Origin of the sequence: Fodinicola acaciae, assembly GCF_010993745.1 — a bacterium.
GTDB classification, from domain to species: Bacteria; Actinomycetota; Actinomycetes; order Mycobacteriales; family HKI-0501; genus Fodinicola; species Fodinicola acaciae.
The window spans coordinates 2,238,842-2,255,700 of the sequence record NZ_WOTN01000001.1 but is presented as its reverse complement, the minus strand read 5'-3'; the positions used below and the strand labels follow the sequence as shown (position 1 = coordinate 2,255,700).

The window sequence follows — 16,859 nt, the reverse complement described above, 5'->3', positions numbered from 1 at the left end:
GGTTAGAGGTCGGAGAAAGGGTGTGACGACCCGTGCAGATCACGTTCGGTGAGATCGCCGGACTCATCGCGGCAATCGCCTTCCTGTTGCTCGTCGGCGCGATCGCGGTGCCGTTGCTCAAGCTTGGCCGTACGGTGGACCAGGCCACTCGAGCGCTCACCCAGGTCGCCGACGGCCTGGGCCCCACCCTCGCCAACATCAACACGACGATCGACGGCGTCAATGAGACCCTGGTGGGGGTGAACGGCCAGCTGGTCAAGGTCGACGTGATGACCACGCACGTCCAGCAGGTCACCACCAACGCGGCGGCCATGACGACGTTGTTCGCGTCGACCGTCGGCGGTCCGCTGGTGCGGGTCGCGGCGGTGACGTACGGGGTGCGGCAAGCCATCGCCAGCCGGCGCGACGCAGAATTGCAGAGGGAGGCGACCGCGCGCATCAAGGCCGAGAAGAAGGCCGCGCGGCGCGCGCGTCGCTCGCGATAGCGGTAAAGGCGATATGAGAGAAGGAAACAGGACCATGCGGCGGCTCATCTGGTTGGGGATCGGGATCGCGGTCGGAGCGCTGATCGTGCGCAAGCTGACCAAGACCGCGGAGTCCTACACTCCGCGCGGCCTGGCCGAGGGGGCCCGCGACTCGGTGACCGGCATGCTGGACAGCGTCCGCGACTTCGTCGACGAGGTACGCGACGGCATGTCCGAGCGCGAGGACGAGCTGCTGGCAGCGCTGGCCGGCGAGGTCGACCTGGACGACGTGCTCGGCCAGAACGACGGCACCCAGAACTACCGCGCCCAGAACAACGGCACCCAGAACAACGGCACGCCGAAGAACGGCGGCCGGCGCTGATGCGTACCGCGGAGATCCGCCGCCGCTTCCTGGACCACTTCGTCCAGCGCGGCCACACCGAGGTGCCGTCGGCGAGCCTGATCCTGGACGACCCCAACCTGCTGTTCGTCAACGCCGGCATGGTCCAGTTCAAGCCGTACTTCCTCGGCCAGCAGACCCCGCCCTATACGCGCGCCACCAGCGTGCAGAAGTGCATCCGTACGGGCGACATCGACGAGGTCGGCAAGACCACCCGGCATGGCACCTTCTTCCAGATGAACGGCAACTTCTCGTTCGGCGACTACTTCAAGGAAGGCGCCATCGAGCACGCCTGGGAGCTGATCACCGGCAGCCAGGACGCCGGCGGCCTCGGTTTCGATCCGGACCGGATCTGGGTCACCGTCTATCTGGACGACGACGAGGCCTCCGACCTGTGGAAGAAGATCGCCGGCCTGCCGGAGGAGCGCATCCAGCGGCGCGGCAAGGCGGACAACTTCTGGTCGATGGGGATCCCCGGCCCGTGTGGCCCCTGCTCGGAGATCTACATCGACCGCGGCGCCGAGTACGGCCCGGACGGCGGTCCGGTGGTCGACGAGGACCGGTTCCTGGAGATCTGGAACCTGGTCTTCATGCAGTACGAGCGCGGCGAAGGCAGCGGCAAGGAGGACTACGAGATCCTCGGCGAGCTGCCGGCCAGGAACATCGACACCGGCATGGGCCTGGAGCGCGCCGCGTACCTGCTGCAGGGCGTCGACAACCTGTACGAGATCGACGAGGTCTATCCGGTGCTGCAACGCGCCGCCGAGCTGGCCGGCTGCACGTACGGGAAGGACCACACCAACGACGTGCACCTGCGCGTCATCGCCGACCACGTGCGCTCCGGGCTGATGCTGATCGGTGACGGCGTGAGCCCCGGCAACGAGGGCCGCGGCTATGTGCTGCGCCGGTTGCTGCGCCGGTCCGTACGCGCGATGCGGCTGCTCGGATATGACAAGCCGGCGCTGCCGGAGCTGCTGCCGATCTCCAAGGACCTGATGAAGGCGTCCTATCCGGAGCTGGAGACCGGCTTCGACCGGATCTCGCAGATCGCCTACGGCGAGGAGGACGCGTTCCGCCGGACGCTCGCGGCCGGCACCACGATCCTGGACACCGCCGTGGAGACCACGAAGAAGGCCGGCGGCAAGCAGCTGTCCGGCGGCGACGCGTTCAAGCTGCACGACACGTACGGCTTCCCGATCGACCTCACCCTGGAGATGGCCGAGGAACAGGGCCTCAAGGTCGACGAGGACGGCTTCCGCCGGCTGATGACCGAGCAGCGTGAGCGCGCTCGCGCCGACGCTCGCGCGAAGAAGACCGGTCACGCCGACACCTCGCTGTTGCGCGCGGTGCTCGACCAGCACGGTCCGACCGACTGGCAGGCCTACACCACGCTGGAGACCGAGTCGAAGGTGCTGGCGCTGATCAGCGGCGCCGACGGTGTGCCGGCCGCTGGCCAGGGTGAGATCGTCCAGCTGATCCTGGACCGTACGCCGCTCTACGCCGAGTCGGGCGGCCAGAACGCCGACGCCGGCGTCATCGAGTGGGACGGCGGCTCGGCCGAGGTGCTGGACGTGCAGCGGCCACTGCGCGGACTGGTCGTGCACCAGGTCCGGATCACCGACGGCGAGCTGACGGTCGACGCGGCCGTACGCGCCAAGGTCGACCCGGAGTGGCGGCTCGGCGCCTGCCAGGCGCACTCCGGCACGCATGTCATGCACGCCGCGTTGCGGCAGGTGCTCGGCCCGTCGGCGCTGCAGTCCGGCTCGTACAACCGGCCTGGCTATCTGCGGCTCGACTTCGCCTGGAAGGGCGCGCTGGACCAGCGGTCCCGGCACGACATCGAGGACGTGGCCAACCTGGCCGTACGCCGCGACCTGCCGGTGAGCGCGACGTACATGCCGCTCACCGAGGCCCGGGAGATCGGCGCGATCGCGCTGTTCGGCGAGACGTACAACCCGGAGAAGGTGCGGGTCGTGCAGATCGGTCCGGGCCAGTGGTCGATCGAGCTCTGCGGTGGCACGCACGTGCAGTCCAGCTCGCAGATCGGTCCGCTGGTGCTGACCGGCGAGTCGTCGGTCGGCTCGTCGTCGCGCCGCGTGGAGGCGGTCGTCGGCATCGAGGCCTTCCGTTATCTGGCCAAGGAACGCGACCTGGTCAGCCAGCTCGCCGAGATCCTCAAGTCGCCGCGCGACAACGTCGCCGACCGGGTCGAGTCGATGGTGACCCGGCTGCGCGACGCCGAGAAGGAGCTGGCGCGGATGCGCGCGGCAGCGGTCCTGTCCAGCGCCGGTGAGCTCGCGTCCGGCGCCGAGGATCTCGACGGCGTCGCGTACGTCGCCACCGAGACTCCAGAAGGCACCGGCGGCGGCGACATCCGCAAGCTCGCGCAGGAGATTCGCGGCCGGCTCGACCCGGGCCGTCCCGGCGTGGTGGCGGTGGCCGGTGCGACCGACGGCAAGGCTTCGCTGGTCGTCGCGATCACCAAGGCGGCCAAGGACAGTGGCCTGTCCGCGGCCGACCTGGTCCGCGGCGCGCTCGGTGGCAAGGGCGGCGGCAACGCCGACCTGGCGCAGGGCGGTGGCGTCGCGGCCGACCAGCTGCGGCCGGTTCTGGACAGCCTGCGCCAGCTCGCGGCGGCGCGAGGAGCGACCTGACCGTGCCGGATGGCACCGGCGAGACCGTGCGTCCGCGCAAGCCGCGACGCAAGCCGGCGCGGGATCCCGGGCCGGGCGTACGGATCGCCGTCGACGTCGGCTCCGTGCGGGTCGGCGTGGCGGTCAGTGACCGCGACGGCATCCTGGCCAGTCCGTTGGTGACCCTGCGTCGATCCGGCGACGGTTCCGACCTGGCGCGGCTCGCCGAGCTGGTGGCCGAACGCGGCGCCGTACAGGTGCTGGTGGGGTTGCCTCGCCACCTGTCCGGCGCCGAAGGCACGGCGGCCGAGGCGGCGCGCGCGTACGGCGCCGATCTGGCCAGCCGGGTGGCGCCTGTTCGGGTCGACTTCGTGGATGAGAGGCTGTCGACCGTGTCCGCGACCCGTACGCTGTCTTCTCGTGGTGTTCGGGGTCAGCGACAGCGCGCGGTTGTCGACCAGGCGGCGGCCGTGGTGATTCTGCAGTCGTGGCTGGACGCGCGCGCGAGCCGGCAGGGTGGAGCGGTCGATGAGTGAGGACCTGGTCGGCCTGCCGTTCGGCGACGAGGACGAGCGCGACGCCTACGCCGGCGCCAAGCCGCCGCGCGGACGCCGGCCACGCTCCAAGCACCGCCGGCCGCGCGGCAAAGGCCGCAACGTCGTCACCGCGCTGATCGTGGTCGTCATCCTCGGCGTGCTCGGCGGCGGTCTGTGGTACGGCGGCAGTGTGGTGCGCTCGTACATCTACGGCGAGGACTACGACGGTCCCGGCGACGGCAAGGTGACGATCCAGGTCACCGACGGCCAGACGCTCCGCCAGGTGGGTGCCACGCTGGTCAGCAAAGGCGTGGTGAAGAGCGTACGCGCGTTCACCAACGCGGCCGAGGCGGACAGCCGCTCCAGCAGGCTGCAACCCGGCACGTACCAGCTGAAACTGCACATGAAGGCGACCGACGCGGTCGCGCTGCTGCTCGATCCGTCCAGCCGCCTGCAGCTGACGTTCATCGTGACACCCGGCATGACGGTGAAGCGTGCGTTCCAGAAGATCGCGGAGAACACCAAGATCACCGTCGACCAGCTCAACGACGCGGCCAAGAACCCCGCGGCCATCGGCCTGCCGGACTGGGCCGGCGGCAAGCTCGAGGGCTTCCTGCATCCCGAGACGTACACGCTGGAGCCCGGTGACACGGCGACCACCGCGCTGAAGAAGATGGTCGGCCAGACCATGAAGATCCTCAACGACATCAACTTCGTCGCGAAGTCACAGCAGCTGGGCAAGCAGCCGTACGACGTGCTCAAGATCGCGTCGCTGATCATCGGCGAGGGCATCCCGTCGGACTACGGCAAGATCTCGCAGGTCATCTACAACCGGATCGACCACAACGCGGGTGCGACGTACGGCCTGCTGCAGATGGACTCCACGACGGTCTACGGCCGCCAGTTCCGGTCCAACGCACCGACCGGCAACCCGAGCCAGGCGGAGAAGGAGAACGCCGCAGACCCGTACAGCACGTACAAGCACAAGGGCCTGCCGCCGACGCCGATCGGCAACCCCGACCAGGCGGCGCTGGTCGCGGCGATCAACCCGACACCGGGCCCGTGGTATTTCTTCGTCGTGATCGACAAGCAGGGCAACTCCGCGTTCGCCGCCACCTACGCCGAGCATCAGAACAACATCCGCAAGGCGAAGGCGAACGGAGCGATCCCTTAGTGACCGGCCGGCGGTGTGCGGTGCTGGGGTCGCCAGTGCGGCACTCGCTGTCGCCGGTGTTGCACACGGCGGCGTACGCGGCGCTCGGCCTCGACGGCTGGACGTACGACCGGATCGAGTGCGACGAACCGGGACTGGCGCCACTGCTGGCCGGCTGCGGTCCGGAGTGGGCCGGTTTCTCGGTGACGATGCCGCTCAAACGCGAGGCGCTGCGGCTGTCGTCGTCGCGGTCGGAGCGTGCGGCCGCGGTCGGCGCGGCGAACACGCTGGTGCCGCGCGAGGCTGGCTGGCATGCGGACAACACCGATGTCCTCGGCATTGTCGATGCCGTACGCGAGGCCGCGGCTGAGCGGACCTTCGAGTCGGCGTCGCTGCTGGGGGCCGGCGGCACGGCCCAGGCCGCGCTCGCGGCGTTGCGCGAGCTCGGCTGCGACGAGGTGCGGACCTACGTGCGTGACCCGTCGCGTGCCGCCGATCTGCTGCACACCGCGGAGCGGGTCGGCATCGGCGTCGAGCTGAGCTCGTGGTCGTCGCTCGCCTCCGGTCTCGATGCCGACCTGGTCATCTCGACGGTCCCGAAGGCCGCCGCCGACTCGCTGGCCGACGTGGCCGTACGCGCCGACGTGGTGCTGGACGCGCTCTATGATCCGTGGCCGACGCCTTTTGCCTTGGCGGCGCGGAAGTCCGGCGGTGCCGTGCTTTCCGGCCTGGACCTGTTGCTGCACCAGGCCGTCCACCAGGTCACCTTGATGACCGGCGAGCCGGGTCCGCTGGAGCCGATGCGGTCGGCGCTGCGCAAGTAGGCTGACCACGTGCTCCTGATAGTCCTTTGTGGACTGTGTGGTGTCGCGGCCGGTTACGCCGGTCGCCTGGTCGTCGCGCGTACGACTTCCTCGCCGGAGCGTCTGGTCTGGTGGTTGCCGGAAGTGGTGACCGGCCTGCTGTTCGGTCTTGCCGGCTGGCGGATGGGACTGTCGGCGGAGCTTTTCCTGGTCTGCTTCGTTTCCTGGCTCGCGGTCGTACTGTCCATTGTGGACATCGCCGAGCACCGCCTGCCAAATGTCGTGACGTTGCCGTCGTACGCTGTCGCCGGGCTGTGGCTGGCCGGTGTCGCGTACGTCCGTGCCGACTGGGCGTCGTTGGGTCGCGCGGCGCTGGCGATGCTCGTGGCTCTGGTGGTTTTCGCCTTGTTGTGCGCGATCCGGGGGATGGGTCTGGGGGATGTGAAGCTGGCCGGCGTCCTCGGTCTCGCGCTCGGCTGGTTTGGCTGGCCGACGCTGGTCGCCGGTTTGGTGCTGTGCTTCGTTTACGGCGGCCTGATCAGCGGTGTGCTCATGCTGGTGCGGATCGTCGGGCGCCGTACGCGCATTCCGTTCGGCCCTTTCATGTTCGCCGGTGCGTTGACCGCCTTCTACGCGACCGATGTCCTGGTGCGCTTGGGGATGCCGTAACGGCGTTGGATGTAGGCCTCGGCGACGATGAGGTTGACCACCAGGCCGAGCCAGGCGCTGCCGCTCGCGATGTCGTGCGCGATCGCCACCTCGCTGCCGCGATAGATGTCGGTGTCCGCCATGGAAATCACCGCGAAGGCCACGACCGGCTGCCAGAACCGGGAGAACACCGAGCCGAGCGTGACCGCGTAATTCCGGATCATCCAGCGGCGGTGGTCGGCGAAGCGCCGCTGGCGAGCCGCGCGATAGCCGGCGATTGCCGTGACCAGCCAACAAATGTCGAAGGCGTACAACGCGGCCATGTTCGCCGCACCGAAAACGCTGAGCGCGGCCACCGGGATCGCCAGGATCGTCGATGGAAAGACGCCGACGAAGAAATACGCGCGGCCGGTCCACCGGTGTGTTTTGGGGTGGTTGTTGCGCAGCCACGGCCAAAACTGCAGCAGTCCGGTGATCGTCGCGATCGCCGCCGTGCCGATGTGTGCCACCAGCAGGCAGAAATGCGGGCCGCTGCGCGGCGTGATCCGGCTGTGCTGCATGTCTGGCGGGACGTACGGCTGAAGCATGTAGGCGAGCGTCGCCAGCACCACCACGGCGAGCGGCAACAGCCACCATCCCTGCCGCTTCTTCGGTCGTTTCGCCGGCAACTGGACGGATTCCTGAAGTGCGACCATGCGCAGATGGTGCCCGCCACCGAACCGCTGACGCGTCCCGCGTGCGGGGCCGTTCGGCGTACCCGCTCAGGTATCGCCTCCGTTCCCTCTCAGGAGTGACGGCCGGTCAGGGGTTGGGTGCGTTGGCGGTGCGGACGTGGAGGGGAGAGGCGCCGACGAGCATCCGCAGGCGGAAGGCGTCGCGGTCCGGCTTGACGACCAGCGCGGCGACGACGCCGCCGACCACCATCAGGATGCCGGCGAGGCCGAAGGCCTGCTGATAGCCGACGGCTCGCGATGGTGCCGCGTCGATGATCAGGCCGGTCACGTACGGCGAGAGGATGCTGGCCATCGAGACGCCGGCATACCAGATGCCGAGCACGGCGGCGCGCTGGCGCGGTGGCACGACGTCGGCGATGGCCGCGTTGCTCAACGGAAGTTGCAGGTTTCCGGCCGAAAACGCGAGCGCCACCGCCACCAGGATCGCTGGCACGGCGGACAGTCGCGTCATGACCAGCATCGCGACGCCGGCGACCAGCGGCCCGGCGGCGCCGACCAGGCCGTGCGCGATGCGGCGCGAGAACGCGTGCCGGATCAGCTGCTGCGACAGCGCGCCGGCCACGATGACGAGCACGATCGACGTGCCACTCGGCAGGCCCACCGCCAGGCTCACCGCGGTCGGTGTCAGATGGACGACTTCGTTGAGGAAAAGTGGCAGGAAGGCGAGCGCGGTGGCCAGGTTCCAGTAGACGGTGAAGCCGGCGAACGTGCCGCCGAGGAACGTACCGTTGAGCAGCAGTCGCCAGTATGGCTGGCGCTGCTCGGACGGGCCGTCGTCGCCGGGGTCGGCCGGTCGCGCGTCGGCGTTGTGGCCGCCGGTGCGTCCGATGGCCAGCCACAGCACCGCCCAGATCAGGCCGAGTACGCCGAGGATGCCGAAGGCCGACCGCCAGCCGAGGTGCACGATCGCGAGCTCGAGCACCGGCGCTCCGAAGACGATGCCGGCGGCCGATCCGCAGGCGACGAGCGCGACCGGCAGCGGCCGCGCGCGCGGCGGATACCAGGTGAAAACGGTGTGGTTCATCAGCGACGGCACCGGCCCCTCGCCGACGCCGAGCAGGATCCGGGTGGCGACCAGCACGGTGAAACCGGCCGCCGGCAACAGGATCGGCAGCTGCGCGACGGCCCAGATCACCGCGATCGCGACCAGCAACCGGCTGCTGGACATCCGGTTGCCGGCGAATCCGACGAGTACGGCCGAGACGATGAACAGCAGATAGAAGCTGCTGGCGATGAAACCGTACTGCGCCGCCGACAGTCGTAACTCGGCCATCAGCGGAGCCGCGGCCAGACCGAGGACGCCTTTGTCCGCGAAGTTGATCGCGCCGAACACGAACAACAGGAACAGGACCCAACCGGCTTTCCCACTGGAACGCGGCATTGCTCGACCGTTCCGTCCGGGTGAGCACGCCGTCAAGCGTCCTGTGGTCCGGGTCACATGCCCTGTGTCATATTTGTGAGGACATAGCTAAAAATTCTGTGCGGAAATGACCGCGGCAGGTCAACGAAATTCGGCTGTCGGCTGCCTCGCAGAGCGACCGCGAACAGTAACTTCAGTACACCCAGCGGAATGCGCGAATGCGGTCGGCGACCGGCCGCGCGCCGTAGGTGTCGTGTTCATAGCGGCGTACGGCGATGAACGATCCGAGCAGCTCCGGCGACAGAGTTTCCGAGAAAAACGTGGAAAACTGCAGTTCGTCCAGCGCGGAGCCGAGATCCGTGGGAAGTCTGCGGATTCCGCGCTGCGCGCGCTCGGCGTCGGACAACGCGGCCGGGTCCGCGGTCACCGGCTCTGGCAGCGCTGTCATCGAGGCCATGCCGCGCTCGGCGAGCGCGACGAGTGCGGCGGCGGCCAGATACGGGTTGGCCGAGCCGTCCACGACCTTCACCTCGACGTTGGCCGAGTCCGGCCGCGCTGTTTTGGTGCCCTGCACCAGGCGTACGGCCGACTCGCGGTTTTCCAGCCCCCAGGTGGCCCACGGCGCGGCCCACCGGCTCGGCAGCAGCCGTTCGTAGCTCAGCACGCCGGAGGCAAGCAGGCCGACCGCTTCGGGCAGGCCGGCGACGACGCCACCGACCAGATGCGTGCCCTCGGTGGTCAGTCCGTGCGGTCCCGCGCCGCCACCGAGCAGGTTTTTGCCGTCTTTCCAAGCGGAAAGGTGCACGTGCGCGCCGTTGCCGACGGCGTCCGGCACGGTCAGCGGAGCGTACGACACGGCAAGGCCGTGTTCCTGCGCCACGCGGCGTACGACCAGACGCGTCAGCACATAGCGGTCGACGGCGGCGACCGGTGTGGTGGCCGCAACCGACAGCTCGATCTGGCCAGGCCCGTATTCCGGATGGATCTGGTCGACCGCGATCCCGACCCGGTCCAGTGCCTCAATGATGTCGATGCACAGGTCTTCCAACGAAAACAGCGGGACGCCACCATAGGCGGGGCCGTGGTGTGCGACCGGCGGATCGTCGCCTTCTGCGTCGAAGACGGTGAATTCCAGCTCGAACGCCATCTGGTAGTCGGCGCTCGCCGCCTGGACCACCCGCCGCAGTGCCGACCGTGAACAGCACGACATCGGCTCCAGCTCCTGGGAAAGCTGGTCGGCCGGAGCCCAGCCGATGCCGGTGTCCGGATCGATCACCACGGCGGCGTCCCAGTCCGGAAACAGCCGCATGTCGCCGACCGGCCCGCCATAGCCACCGCCCGAAGTGATGCCGCCGTCGGCCGCCATCACGGCCATCACCGGCGACATGCCGACGCCGTTGGTGGCCAGTGCCTCCAGTCGCGCGGCCGGCACCGCCTTGGTCCGTACGACTCCGGCGTTGCACACGAAAGTCGTGGCCAGCAGGCGCAATCCCTGGTCACGCAACCGCTCGATCACCGCATCGCTCATGACCGGGAGATTAGCCGACAGGCCCCCAAATAGCCGGCCAGCATCGACTTGGCGACCAGGCCGATCGTTTCCTCGACCGGCAGGAACGTCGGCGAGTGCAGGCTCGGCTGCACGTCGAAACCGCCCGTGCGGGTGCCGACGAACATCATCAGCGACGGAAAACGCTCGCAATAGAAGGAAAAGTCGTCGGAGCCGCAGGAGCGCAGGGGATCCGACAGCCGCAGGCCGGCCGTTGCCAGCTCCGGCCAGACCAGCTCGGTCAGCTCCGGATCGTTGTCCAGCACCGGCTCGCCGAGCTCGTCGCTCGCGGCGGCGGTGCAGCCGTACGCGGCAGCCGTCGACGTGGCGATCGACTCGATGAGACCGAGCAACCGCTCGCGCTCGCTTTGGGTGAAGGTCCGCAGGGAGGCACGCAGCACGGCGGTCTCCGGGATGACGTTGGCAGCGTGGCCGCCGTTGATCGCGCCGATGGTGAGCACGGTCGGCGCCAACGGGTCCGTACGCCGCGACACGATCTGTTGCAGCGCAAGCACGATCGCGGCGGCGGCCACGATGGGGTCGCGGGCGTCCTGCGGGTACGCCGCGTGGCCGCCCCGGCCGGTGACGGTGATCGTGACCGTGTCGAAGGACGCGTTCACCGGTCCTGGTGTCGCGGCAACTTCACCGAAACGGACGCGCGGCTGGACGTGTGCGCCGATCATCGCGCGTACGTCGTGCCGGGCCAGCTCGGCGGAGTCGACGACATCCTTGGCGCCAAGCGGAAAGCTCTCCTCGCGCGGCTGCAGCACCGCGAGCAGCGCGTACGGCAGCTCGACTTTTCCAGCCGCACGGGCGAAAGCCGTCAACGCGGCGAGATGTACGTCATGACCGCACGCGTGCATCGCGCCGTTCGTCGAGGCCCACGGCACACTCGTACGCTCCTGGATCGGCAACGCGTCGAGCTCGGCGCGAACGGCGATCGCCGGTCCGGTTGCCGGACCGATGCGGATGATCCGGCCTTCGGCGACGGCCGGCGCGTCCGGCGATCCGATCGCCGCGGCGACGACGGCCGCGGTTGGATGTTCGTCACCGCCGACATGCGGATCCCGATGCAGTTTTCGGCGCAGTTCAACGGCTTGCGGCAGCTCGGCGGTGAGTGCCTCGTCCCAACCGGTCACAGGCCGTAGACCCGTTCGGCGTTGCGATAGGCGATCATTTCCGCATAGCGCAACGCGTCCTTCGCCGAGATCGCGTCATTTTCGAGCCAGTCAGCCAAAACGCGAGCCGTGCCGCGCCGCCACAGCAACGCGCCGCAGGCGTACAGCTCCGGCAGCCCGAAGGCGTCGGAGGAAAACAACAGCTTTCCGAACGGCGTCATCTCCATCGACGCGCGGATGACCGAGAGTGAGCCGGGGCCGGTGTAGTTGACGCCGAGGCCGTTGTCGACGTACACGTGCGGATAGACCTGTGCGAGCGCACCGGCTTCGCGCAGATACGGATAGCAGTGCAGCAGCATGATCGACACGCCGGACTCGCGCGTTGCCCGCAGGAAACCGCTGAGCAGGCTCGGATCTGCGCGGTGCAACACCGCGTCGGCGTCGCCGTGGCCGGTGTGCAGCTGGATCGGTTTGCCGGCGTCGACCGCGGTCCACAGCAGGTGGCGGATCAGCACCGGATGGTCGAGCCGCCGCGGATACGGCCGCAGCCACTCGGCCGCCGCCGTGCTCACCTCGGTGTGTGTCGGACGGCTCGGGTCGAAGTCGAGGCCGATCCGGTAGCCGGCGATGCTCTTCGCGCCGACCGCGTCTTCCAGTGCCGCGTTGATCGCCGCGGCCACCTCGTCGGCGAACAGGCCGGCCGTCACGCCGGTCGCCGCCACCTGCTCGGCGATGCTCTCCAGTCGTACGACCTCGGCGGCCCGCGCGCCGCCGGCCGAGGCCAGCTCCCGCGAGCCGAGGATCTCGTCGGCGCGATAGCCGGTTTCCACCAGATAGGTGGAGATTCCGGTGTTCTTGAGCAGCCGCGCGGTCACCTCGGCGCCGCCGAGCTCACGCCGCCGCGCCAGGTAGTCGTCGGCGCCGGCATGCCGCGGCAGGTCGAGCAGCGGCGCGCACTCGGCCCTGACGGTGATGCCGAACGGACTGTCGAAGGCCGACGTACCAGCCGGCGCCGGCCAGTCGGACTCGGTCGCGAGCAGTTCGAATGCGTCGCGGTCGAGATCCTCGGTGGTCACGCCGTGGCAGTGGTGGTCGATGAGCGGAAGGCCCATGACCTGCTCGATCAGCTCATTCGGGGTCACGCCACCATCTTGCCTGGTGCCCTGTGGCCAAGTTCATACGGCCAACGCATGACGGCGGGATGGTCGCATGGCCACCATGCCTGCGGTGGTCGCGCTGGGGAGGGGTGGTTGAGTTTCTGATCGTTGTCTTGGGTGGGTAGTGGCGCCTTCGCGGCGGGCGACCTCAAGGGGAGGGCTTGTTTGTGACCGGGGTCGGGTGCCGCGGTGGCGGGGGAGAACTGACAAACCGGACCAGGCGTGTGGCTGGTGCCGTGGCGTCCCGGTGAGTGGCGGCAAGGTCCGGTATGTGGATCTAAAGGCGTGTGGAGCGCTAAATGTCTGGCTTGAGAGGTTTGCAGATGGTGTGAATGTCGAGTCACTGGCGCTAGATGCAAGAAACAAGGCTTTCACAGCTCCGCGATCACCGGAGGCTGTGACGGGTGTGACTGCCGAGGCCAGTAGTGCTGTTGTGACTGCTGGGCTGTAACAGATGTCCGTTTTGATGCCTTGTTAAACAAGTATTACGCAACCGAGCCGCCTCACCTGCATTATCAGCCACGTCAGTCACACCAGCACCACCTCGGCCGCCACTCGATGTTCGCGGAGCCTCCCTACGTGCGTCTGGCCTGACGCACGTAAGGGGCCTTGCCGCCATCGCTCAAACGGACGAGGCGGGCACTAAGCGCTACAGGTCAGGTGCGCCAGCGGTTGCCGGTCAGCTGCTCGTACGCGTCGACATACCGCGCGCGCGTCTGCGCGACGATCTCCGGCGGGATCTCCGGACCCGGATAGGTGTGGTCCCAGCCGGTGACCGTGTTGGCCCAGTCGCGGACGAACTGCTTGTCCATCGACTTCTGCCGCTGACCGGGTTGCCACTCGTCGGCCAGCCAGAACCGCGACGAGTCCGGCGTCAGCACCTCGTCGGCGAGCACCAGCCGGCCGTCGCCGTCGATGCCAAACTCGACCTTGGTGTCGGCGATGATGATGCCGCGCTTGAGCGCCAGCTCGGCACCGCGCCGATAGATCTCCAGCGTCAGCTCGCGCAGCTTGGCGCTCGTGTCGGCGCCGTAGACACCAACGACGTCGTCGAAGGTGATGAACTCGTCGTGGCCCTCGTCGGCCTTGGTGGTCGGCGTGAAGATCGGCTCCGGCAGCCGCGAGGCCTCCACCAGCCCCGGACCCAGCCGCAGGCCGGAGACCGTGCCGTCCTTCTCGTACTCCTTCAGCCCCAGTCCGGTCAGGTAGCCGCGCGCGATGCACTCGACCCGCACCATGTCCAGCCGCTCGCAGCGTACGGCCCGGCCGTTCCACTGCGGCGGCACGTCGGTCGCCGAGATCACGTGGTTGGGCACGACGTCGGCGAGCTGGCCGAACCACCACAGCGACAGCTGCGTCAGCAGCTTGCCCTTGTCGGGCACCGGCGTCGGCAGCACCACGTCGTAGACGCTCACCCTGTCGCTCGCCACCAGCAGGAGGTCGCCGTTGTCGTCTTCGTACAGGTCGCGGATCTTGCCGCTGTATAGATGCCGCACAGTGAGATCGTACGGACCACCATGTGAGCAGCCTGAACGCCGGGTGACAGACTTGTGACATGCTTCGATGGCTGACCGCAGGGGAGTCGCACGGTCGCGCGCTGGTCGCGGTGCTGGAGGGCCTCCCGGCCGGCGTGCGGGTGACCACCGCCGACATCCAGACCCAGCTCGCCCGGCGCCGGCTCGGCTATGGCCGCGGCGCCCGGATGGCTTTCGAGAAAGACCAGGTCACGGTCGTCGGCGGGGTACGCCACGGTGTCACCATCGGGTCACCGGTGGCGGTCGAGGTCGGCAACACCGAGTGGCCGAAATGGGAACAGGTGATGGCCAGCGACCCGGTGCCGGCCGAGGTGCTGGACGGCCTGGCGCGCAACGCGCCGCTGACCCAGCCGCGGCCAGGTCACGCCGACCTGGCCGGCCTGCAGAAGTACGGCTTCGACGAGGTGCGGCCGGTGCTCGAGCGGGCCAGCGCGCGCGAGACGGCGGCCCGGGTGGCGCTCGGTACGGTCGCGCAGGCGTTCCTGCGCCAGACCACGGGCATCGAGATCGTCAGCCACGTCGTGCAGATGGGGCCGGTACGCGTGCCGGACACGATCCGGCCAAAGCCGGCCGACCGCGACCGCATCGACGCCGACCCGGTGCGCTGCGCAGATCCGGACACCTCCGCGGCCATCGTCGCCGAGGTCGAGGCGACCAAGAAGGCCGGTGACACGCTTGGCGGAGTCGTCGAGGTGCTGGCCTGGGGGGTGCCGCCGGGCCTGGGCAGCCACGTGCACTGGGACCGCCGGCTCGACTCGCGGCTGGCCGCCGCGATCATGGGGATCCAGGCGGTCAAAGGCGTCGAGATCGGCGACGCGTTCCACCAGGCGTCCGTGCGCGGCTCGGAGGCACACGACGAGATCGTCAACACCGGCGAAGGCGTACGCCGCGTCACCGACCGTGCGGGCGGCACCGAAGGCGGCATCACGACCGGCGAGGTGCTGCGCGTACGCGCCGCGATGAAGCCCATCTCCACCGTCCCGCGGCGGTTGCGCACGGTGGACGTACGCACCGGCGAGGCGGCGCAGGCGATCAACCAGCGCAGCGACGTCACCGCCGTGCCGGCCTGCGCCGTGGTCGCCGAGTCGATGGTCGCGCTGGTTTTGGCTGACGCCGTCACGGAAAAGTTCGGTGGCGACTCGGTGCGCGAGACCAGCCGCAACGTGCAGTCCTATTTGGACACGCTGGCGGTCCGCTGATGGCTCCGAAAGTCGTCCTGGTCGGTCCGATGGGAGCCGGCAAGACCACCATCGGCGAGCTGCTGGCCCGCCGGCTCGGCGTGGGCTTCCGCGACACCGACGCCGATATCGTTGCCAGCGCTGGAAAACCGATCTCCGACATCTTCGTCGACGACGGCGAGGAAGCCTTTCGCAAGATGGAAGCCGAAGCGCTCGCCGCCGCGCTGCGCGACCACGACGGTGTGCTCGCGCTCGGCGGCGGGTCGGTGCTGGCCGAGGCCAACCGCGCCGCGCTGGCCGGTCACCACGTCGTCTATCTCAAGGTTTCCCTCGCCGACGCGGTGAAACGCGTCGGTCTGGGGGCGTCGCGCCCGATGCTGATGGGAAATCCGCGCGCCCGGCTGCGTGCGCTGATGGACGAGCGCGAGCCGCTCTACACCGGGGTGTCGTCGTCCACTGTGGACACCAGTGGCCGGCATCCGGTCGACATCGTGGACGAGATCGCCGGTCCGGCCGAGCCGGACCGGATCGCGGTCGGCGGGGAGCGGCCGTACGAGGTGCTGGTCGGTCGCGGCGTCGCCGGCGAGCTGCCGGCTTTTCTCGGCGGTGCCTCGAAAGTCGCGGTCATCTATGCACCGACGCTGGCCGCCCAGGTCGAGACGCTGAAGCTGCCGGACATCGAGATCACGCCGATCGAGGTGCCGGACGGCGAGGCGGCCAAGACGGTCGAGGTGGCGGCGCGTTGCTGGGACATCCTCGGTGAGAAGGCGTTCACCCGTACGGACGCGGTGATCGGATTCGGCGGCGGAGCGGTCACCGACCTGGCCGGTTTCGTCGGCGCGAGCTGGCTGCGCGGCGTACCGGTGATCCACCTGCCGACGACGCTGCTCGGCATGGTCGACGCGGCCGTCGGCGGAAAAACCGGTGTGAACACAGCCGCTGGCAAGAACCTCGTCGGTGCTTTCTATCCGCCGCGCGCGGTCCTGTGCGATCTCCGTACGCTTTTCACGCTGCCACGCGAAGAACTCGTGCCCGGCATGGCCGAGATCGTCAAGGCCGGCTTCATCGCCGACCCGGTCATCCTCGACCTGATCGAGGCCGACGTGGCCGCCGCGATCGACCCGGCCGGTGACGTACTGCCGCAGCTGGTCCGCCGGTCGATCCAGATGAAGGCCGACGTGGTGTCGGCGGACCTGCGCGAGTCGGGCCTGCGGGAGATCCTGAACTACGGCCACACGCTCGGCCATGCCATTGAGAAGCTGGAAAACTACCGGTGGCGGCACGGTGCCGCGGTCAGTGTCGGACTCGCCTTCGCCGCCGAGCTCGGCCGGGTCACCGGCCGGCTCGACGACCGGACCGCGGACCGGCATGTCCGAGTGCTGCGGTCGTTGGGGCTGCCGACCACGTATCCGGCCGAGGCATGGCCGGACCTGCTGGCCGCCATGCGGGTCGACAAGAAGGCACGCGGCGCGAAGCTGCGGTTCATCGTGCTGGACGGTCTGGCCAGGCCCGGCGTGCTGACCGACCCGCCGCGCGAGCAGTTGAGTGAGGCATTCGCCGCCGTCTGCGAAACGTAGCGATCCGGCGTACGCTC

The 16,859-nt window shown here is 69.0% G+C and carries 15 protein-coding genes; 9 read left to right on the top strand and 6 right to left on the bottom strand.

Going from position 1 to position 16,859, the window contains the following annotated elements:
- Positions 1-32: 32 nt before the first annotated feature.
- The 7 genes from GNX95_RS10500 to GNX95_RS10470 are packed head-to-tail and all read left to right on the top strand — an operon-like array spanning position 33 to position 6,658.
- Positions 33-485, top strand: a complete 453-nt coding sequence (locus GNX95_RS10500) for a DUF948 domain-containing protein (RefSeq protein WP_222853497.1) — start codon at positions 33-35, stop codon at positions 483-485.
- 34 nt (positions 486-519) lie between these two features.
- Positions 520-846 (top strand): hypothetical protein, encoded by a 327-nt coding sequence (locus GNX95_RS10495; RefSeq protein WP_187369618.1) that lies wholly within the window; start codon positions 520-522, stop codon positions 844-846.
- A complete protein-coding gene (alaS, locus tag GNX95_RS10490) occupies positions 846-3,518 on the top strand; it encodes an alanine--tRNA ligase (protein ID WP_163506905.1) in 2,673 nt (890 codons plus the stop codon). The genes GNX95_RS10495 and alaS overlap by 1 nt, the downstream gene beginning before the upstream one ends.
- Positions 3,519-3,520: 2 nt before the next feature.
- On the top strand, positions 3,521-4,033 hold the full coding sequence (ruvX, locus tag GNX95_RS10485) for a Holliday junction resolvase RuvX (RefSeq protein WP_163506904.1): 513 nt from the start codon (positions 3,521-3,523) through the stop codon (positions 4,031-4,033).
- A complete protein-coding gene (gene mltG / locus GNX95_RS10480; protein ID WP_163506903.1) occupies positions 4,026-5,207 on the top strand; it encodes an endolytic transglycosylase MltG in 1,182 nt (393 codons plus the stop codon). Before ruvX ends, mltG begins: the two co-directional genes overlap by 8 nt.
- Entirely contained in the window at positions 5,207-6,010 is an 804-nt protein-coding gene (locus GNX95_RS10475; RefSeq protein WP_163506902.1) for a shikimate dehydrogenase, read from the top strand. Before mltG ends, GNX95_RS10475 begins: the two co-directional genes overlap by 1 nt.
- 9 nt (positions 6,011-6,019) lie before the next feature.
- Complete coding sequence (locus GNX95_RS10470; protein ID WP_163506901.1) at positions 6,020-6,658, top strand: prepilin peptidase; 639 nt, start codon at positions 6,020-6,022, stop codon at positions 6,656-6,658.
- Here GNX95_RS10470 and GNX95_RS10465 read toward each other — a convergent pair.
- The 6 genes from GNX95_RS10465 to GNX95_RS10440 form a co-directional block, all read right to left on the bottom strand.
- Positions 6,619-7,332, bottom strand: coding sequence for a DUF2306 domain-containing protein (locus GNX95_RS10465; protein ID WP_163506900.1), 714 nt, complete (start codon positions 7,330-7,332; stop codon positions 6,619-6,621). The two genes, GNX95_RS10470 and GNX95_RS10465, sit on opposite strands and share 40 nt — an antisense overlap.
- A gap of 106 nt (positions 7,333-7,438) precedes the next feature.
- On the bottom strand, positions 7,439-8,752 hold the full coding sequence (locus tag GNX95_RS10460; protein ID WP_163506899.1) for an MFS transporter: 1,314 nt from the start codon (positions 8,750-8,752) through the stop codon (positions 7,439-7,441).
- 172 nt (positions 8,753-8,924) lie between these two features.
- Positions 8,925-10,259 (bottom strand): type I glutamate--ammonia ligase, encoded by a 1,335-nt coding sequence (locus GNX95_RS10455; RefSeq protein ID WP_163506898.1) that lies wholly within the window; start codon positions 10,257-10,259, stop codon positions 8,925-8,927.
- The gene (locus GNX95_RS10450) at positions 10,256-11,416 is read right to left on the bottom strand and encodes a M20 metallopeptidase family protein (RefSeq protein WP_163506897.1); all 1,161 of its coding nucleotides are present in this window, start codon (positions 11,414-11,416) and stop codon (positions 10,256-10,258) included. The genes GNX95_RS10455 and GNX95_RS10450 overlap by 4 nt, the downstream gene beginning before the upstream one ends.
- The gene (locus tag GNX95_RS10445) at positions 11,413-12,537 is read right to left on the bottom strand and encodes an amidohydrolase family protein (protein ID WP_222853496.1); all 1,125 of its coding nucleotides are present in this window, start codon (positions 12,535-12,537) and stop codon (positions 11,413-11,415) included. Before GNX95_RS10445 ends, GNX95_RS10450 begins: the two co-directional genes overlap by 4 nt.
- A gap of 671 nt (positions 12,538-13,208) precedes the next feature.
- A complete protein-coding gene (locus GNX95_RS10440; RefSeq protein WP_163506896.1) occupies positions 13,209-14,048 on the bottom strand; it encodes a phosphoribosylaminoimidazolesuccinocarboxamide synthase in 840 nt (279 codons plus the stop codon).
- A 59-nt stretch (positions 14,049-14,107) separates the two neighbouring features.
- On the opposite strand from GNX95_RS10440, the gene aroC reads away from it, so the two are divergent.
- On the top strand, positions 14,108-15,286 hold the full coding sequence (gene aroC, locus GNX95_RS10435) for a chorismate synthase (RefSeq protein ID WP_163506895.1): 1,179 nt from the start codon (positions 14,108-14,110) through the stop codon (positions 15,284-15,286).
- Positions 15,286-16,842, top strand: a complete 1,557-nt coding sequence (aroB, locus tag GNX95_RS10430; protein WP_163506894.1) for a 3-dehydroquinate synthase — start codon at positions 15,286-15,288, stop codon at positions 16,840-16,842. Before aroC ends, aroB begins: the two co-directional genes overlap by 1 nt.
- Positions 16,843-16,859 lie beyond the last annotated feature (17 nt).

Excerpts from the sequence above, each read along its gene's own strand:
- GNX95_RS10495 (WP_187369618.1), top strand. The coding sequence starts at position 520 with ATGCGGCGGCTCATCTGGTTGGGGATCGGGATCGCGGTCGGAGCGCTG.
- alaS (WP_163506905.1), top strand. The coding sequence starts at position 846 with ATGCGTACCGCGGAGATCCGCCGCCGCTTCCTGGACCACTTCGTCCAG.
- GNX95_RS10460 (WP_163506899.1), bottom strand. The coding sequence starts at position 8,752 with ATGCCGCGTTCCAGTGGGAAAGCCGGTTGGGTCCTGTTCCTGTTGTTC.
- GNX95_RS10455 (WP_163506898.1), bottom strand. The coding sequence starts at position 10,259 with ATGAGCGATGCGGTGATCGAGCGGTTGCGTGACCAGGGATTGCGCCTG.
- aroC (WP_163506895.1), top strand. The coding sequence starts at position 14,108 with ATGCTTCGATGGCTGACCGCAGGGGAGTCGCACGGTCGCGCGCTGGTC.
- aroB (WP_163506894.1), top strand. The coding sequence starts at position 15,286 with ATGGCTCCGAAAGTCGTCCTGGTCGGTCCGATGGGAGCCGGCAAGACC.
- GNX95_RS10465 (WP_163506900.1), bottom strand. The coding sequence starts at position 7,332 with ATGGTCGCACTTCAGGAATCCGTCCAGTTGCCGGCGAAACGACCGAAG.
- mltG (WP_163506903.1), top strand. The coding sequence starts at position 4,026 with ATGAGTGAGGACCTGGTCGGCCTGCCGTTCGGCGACGAGGACGAGCGC.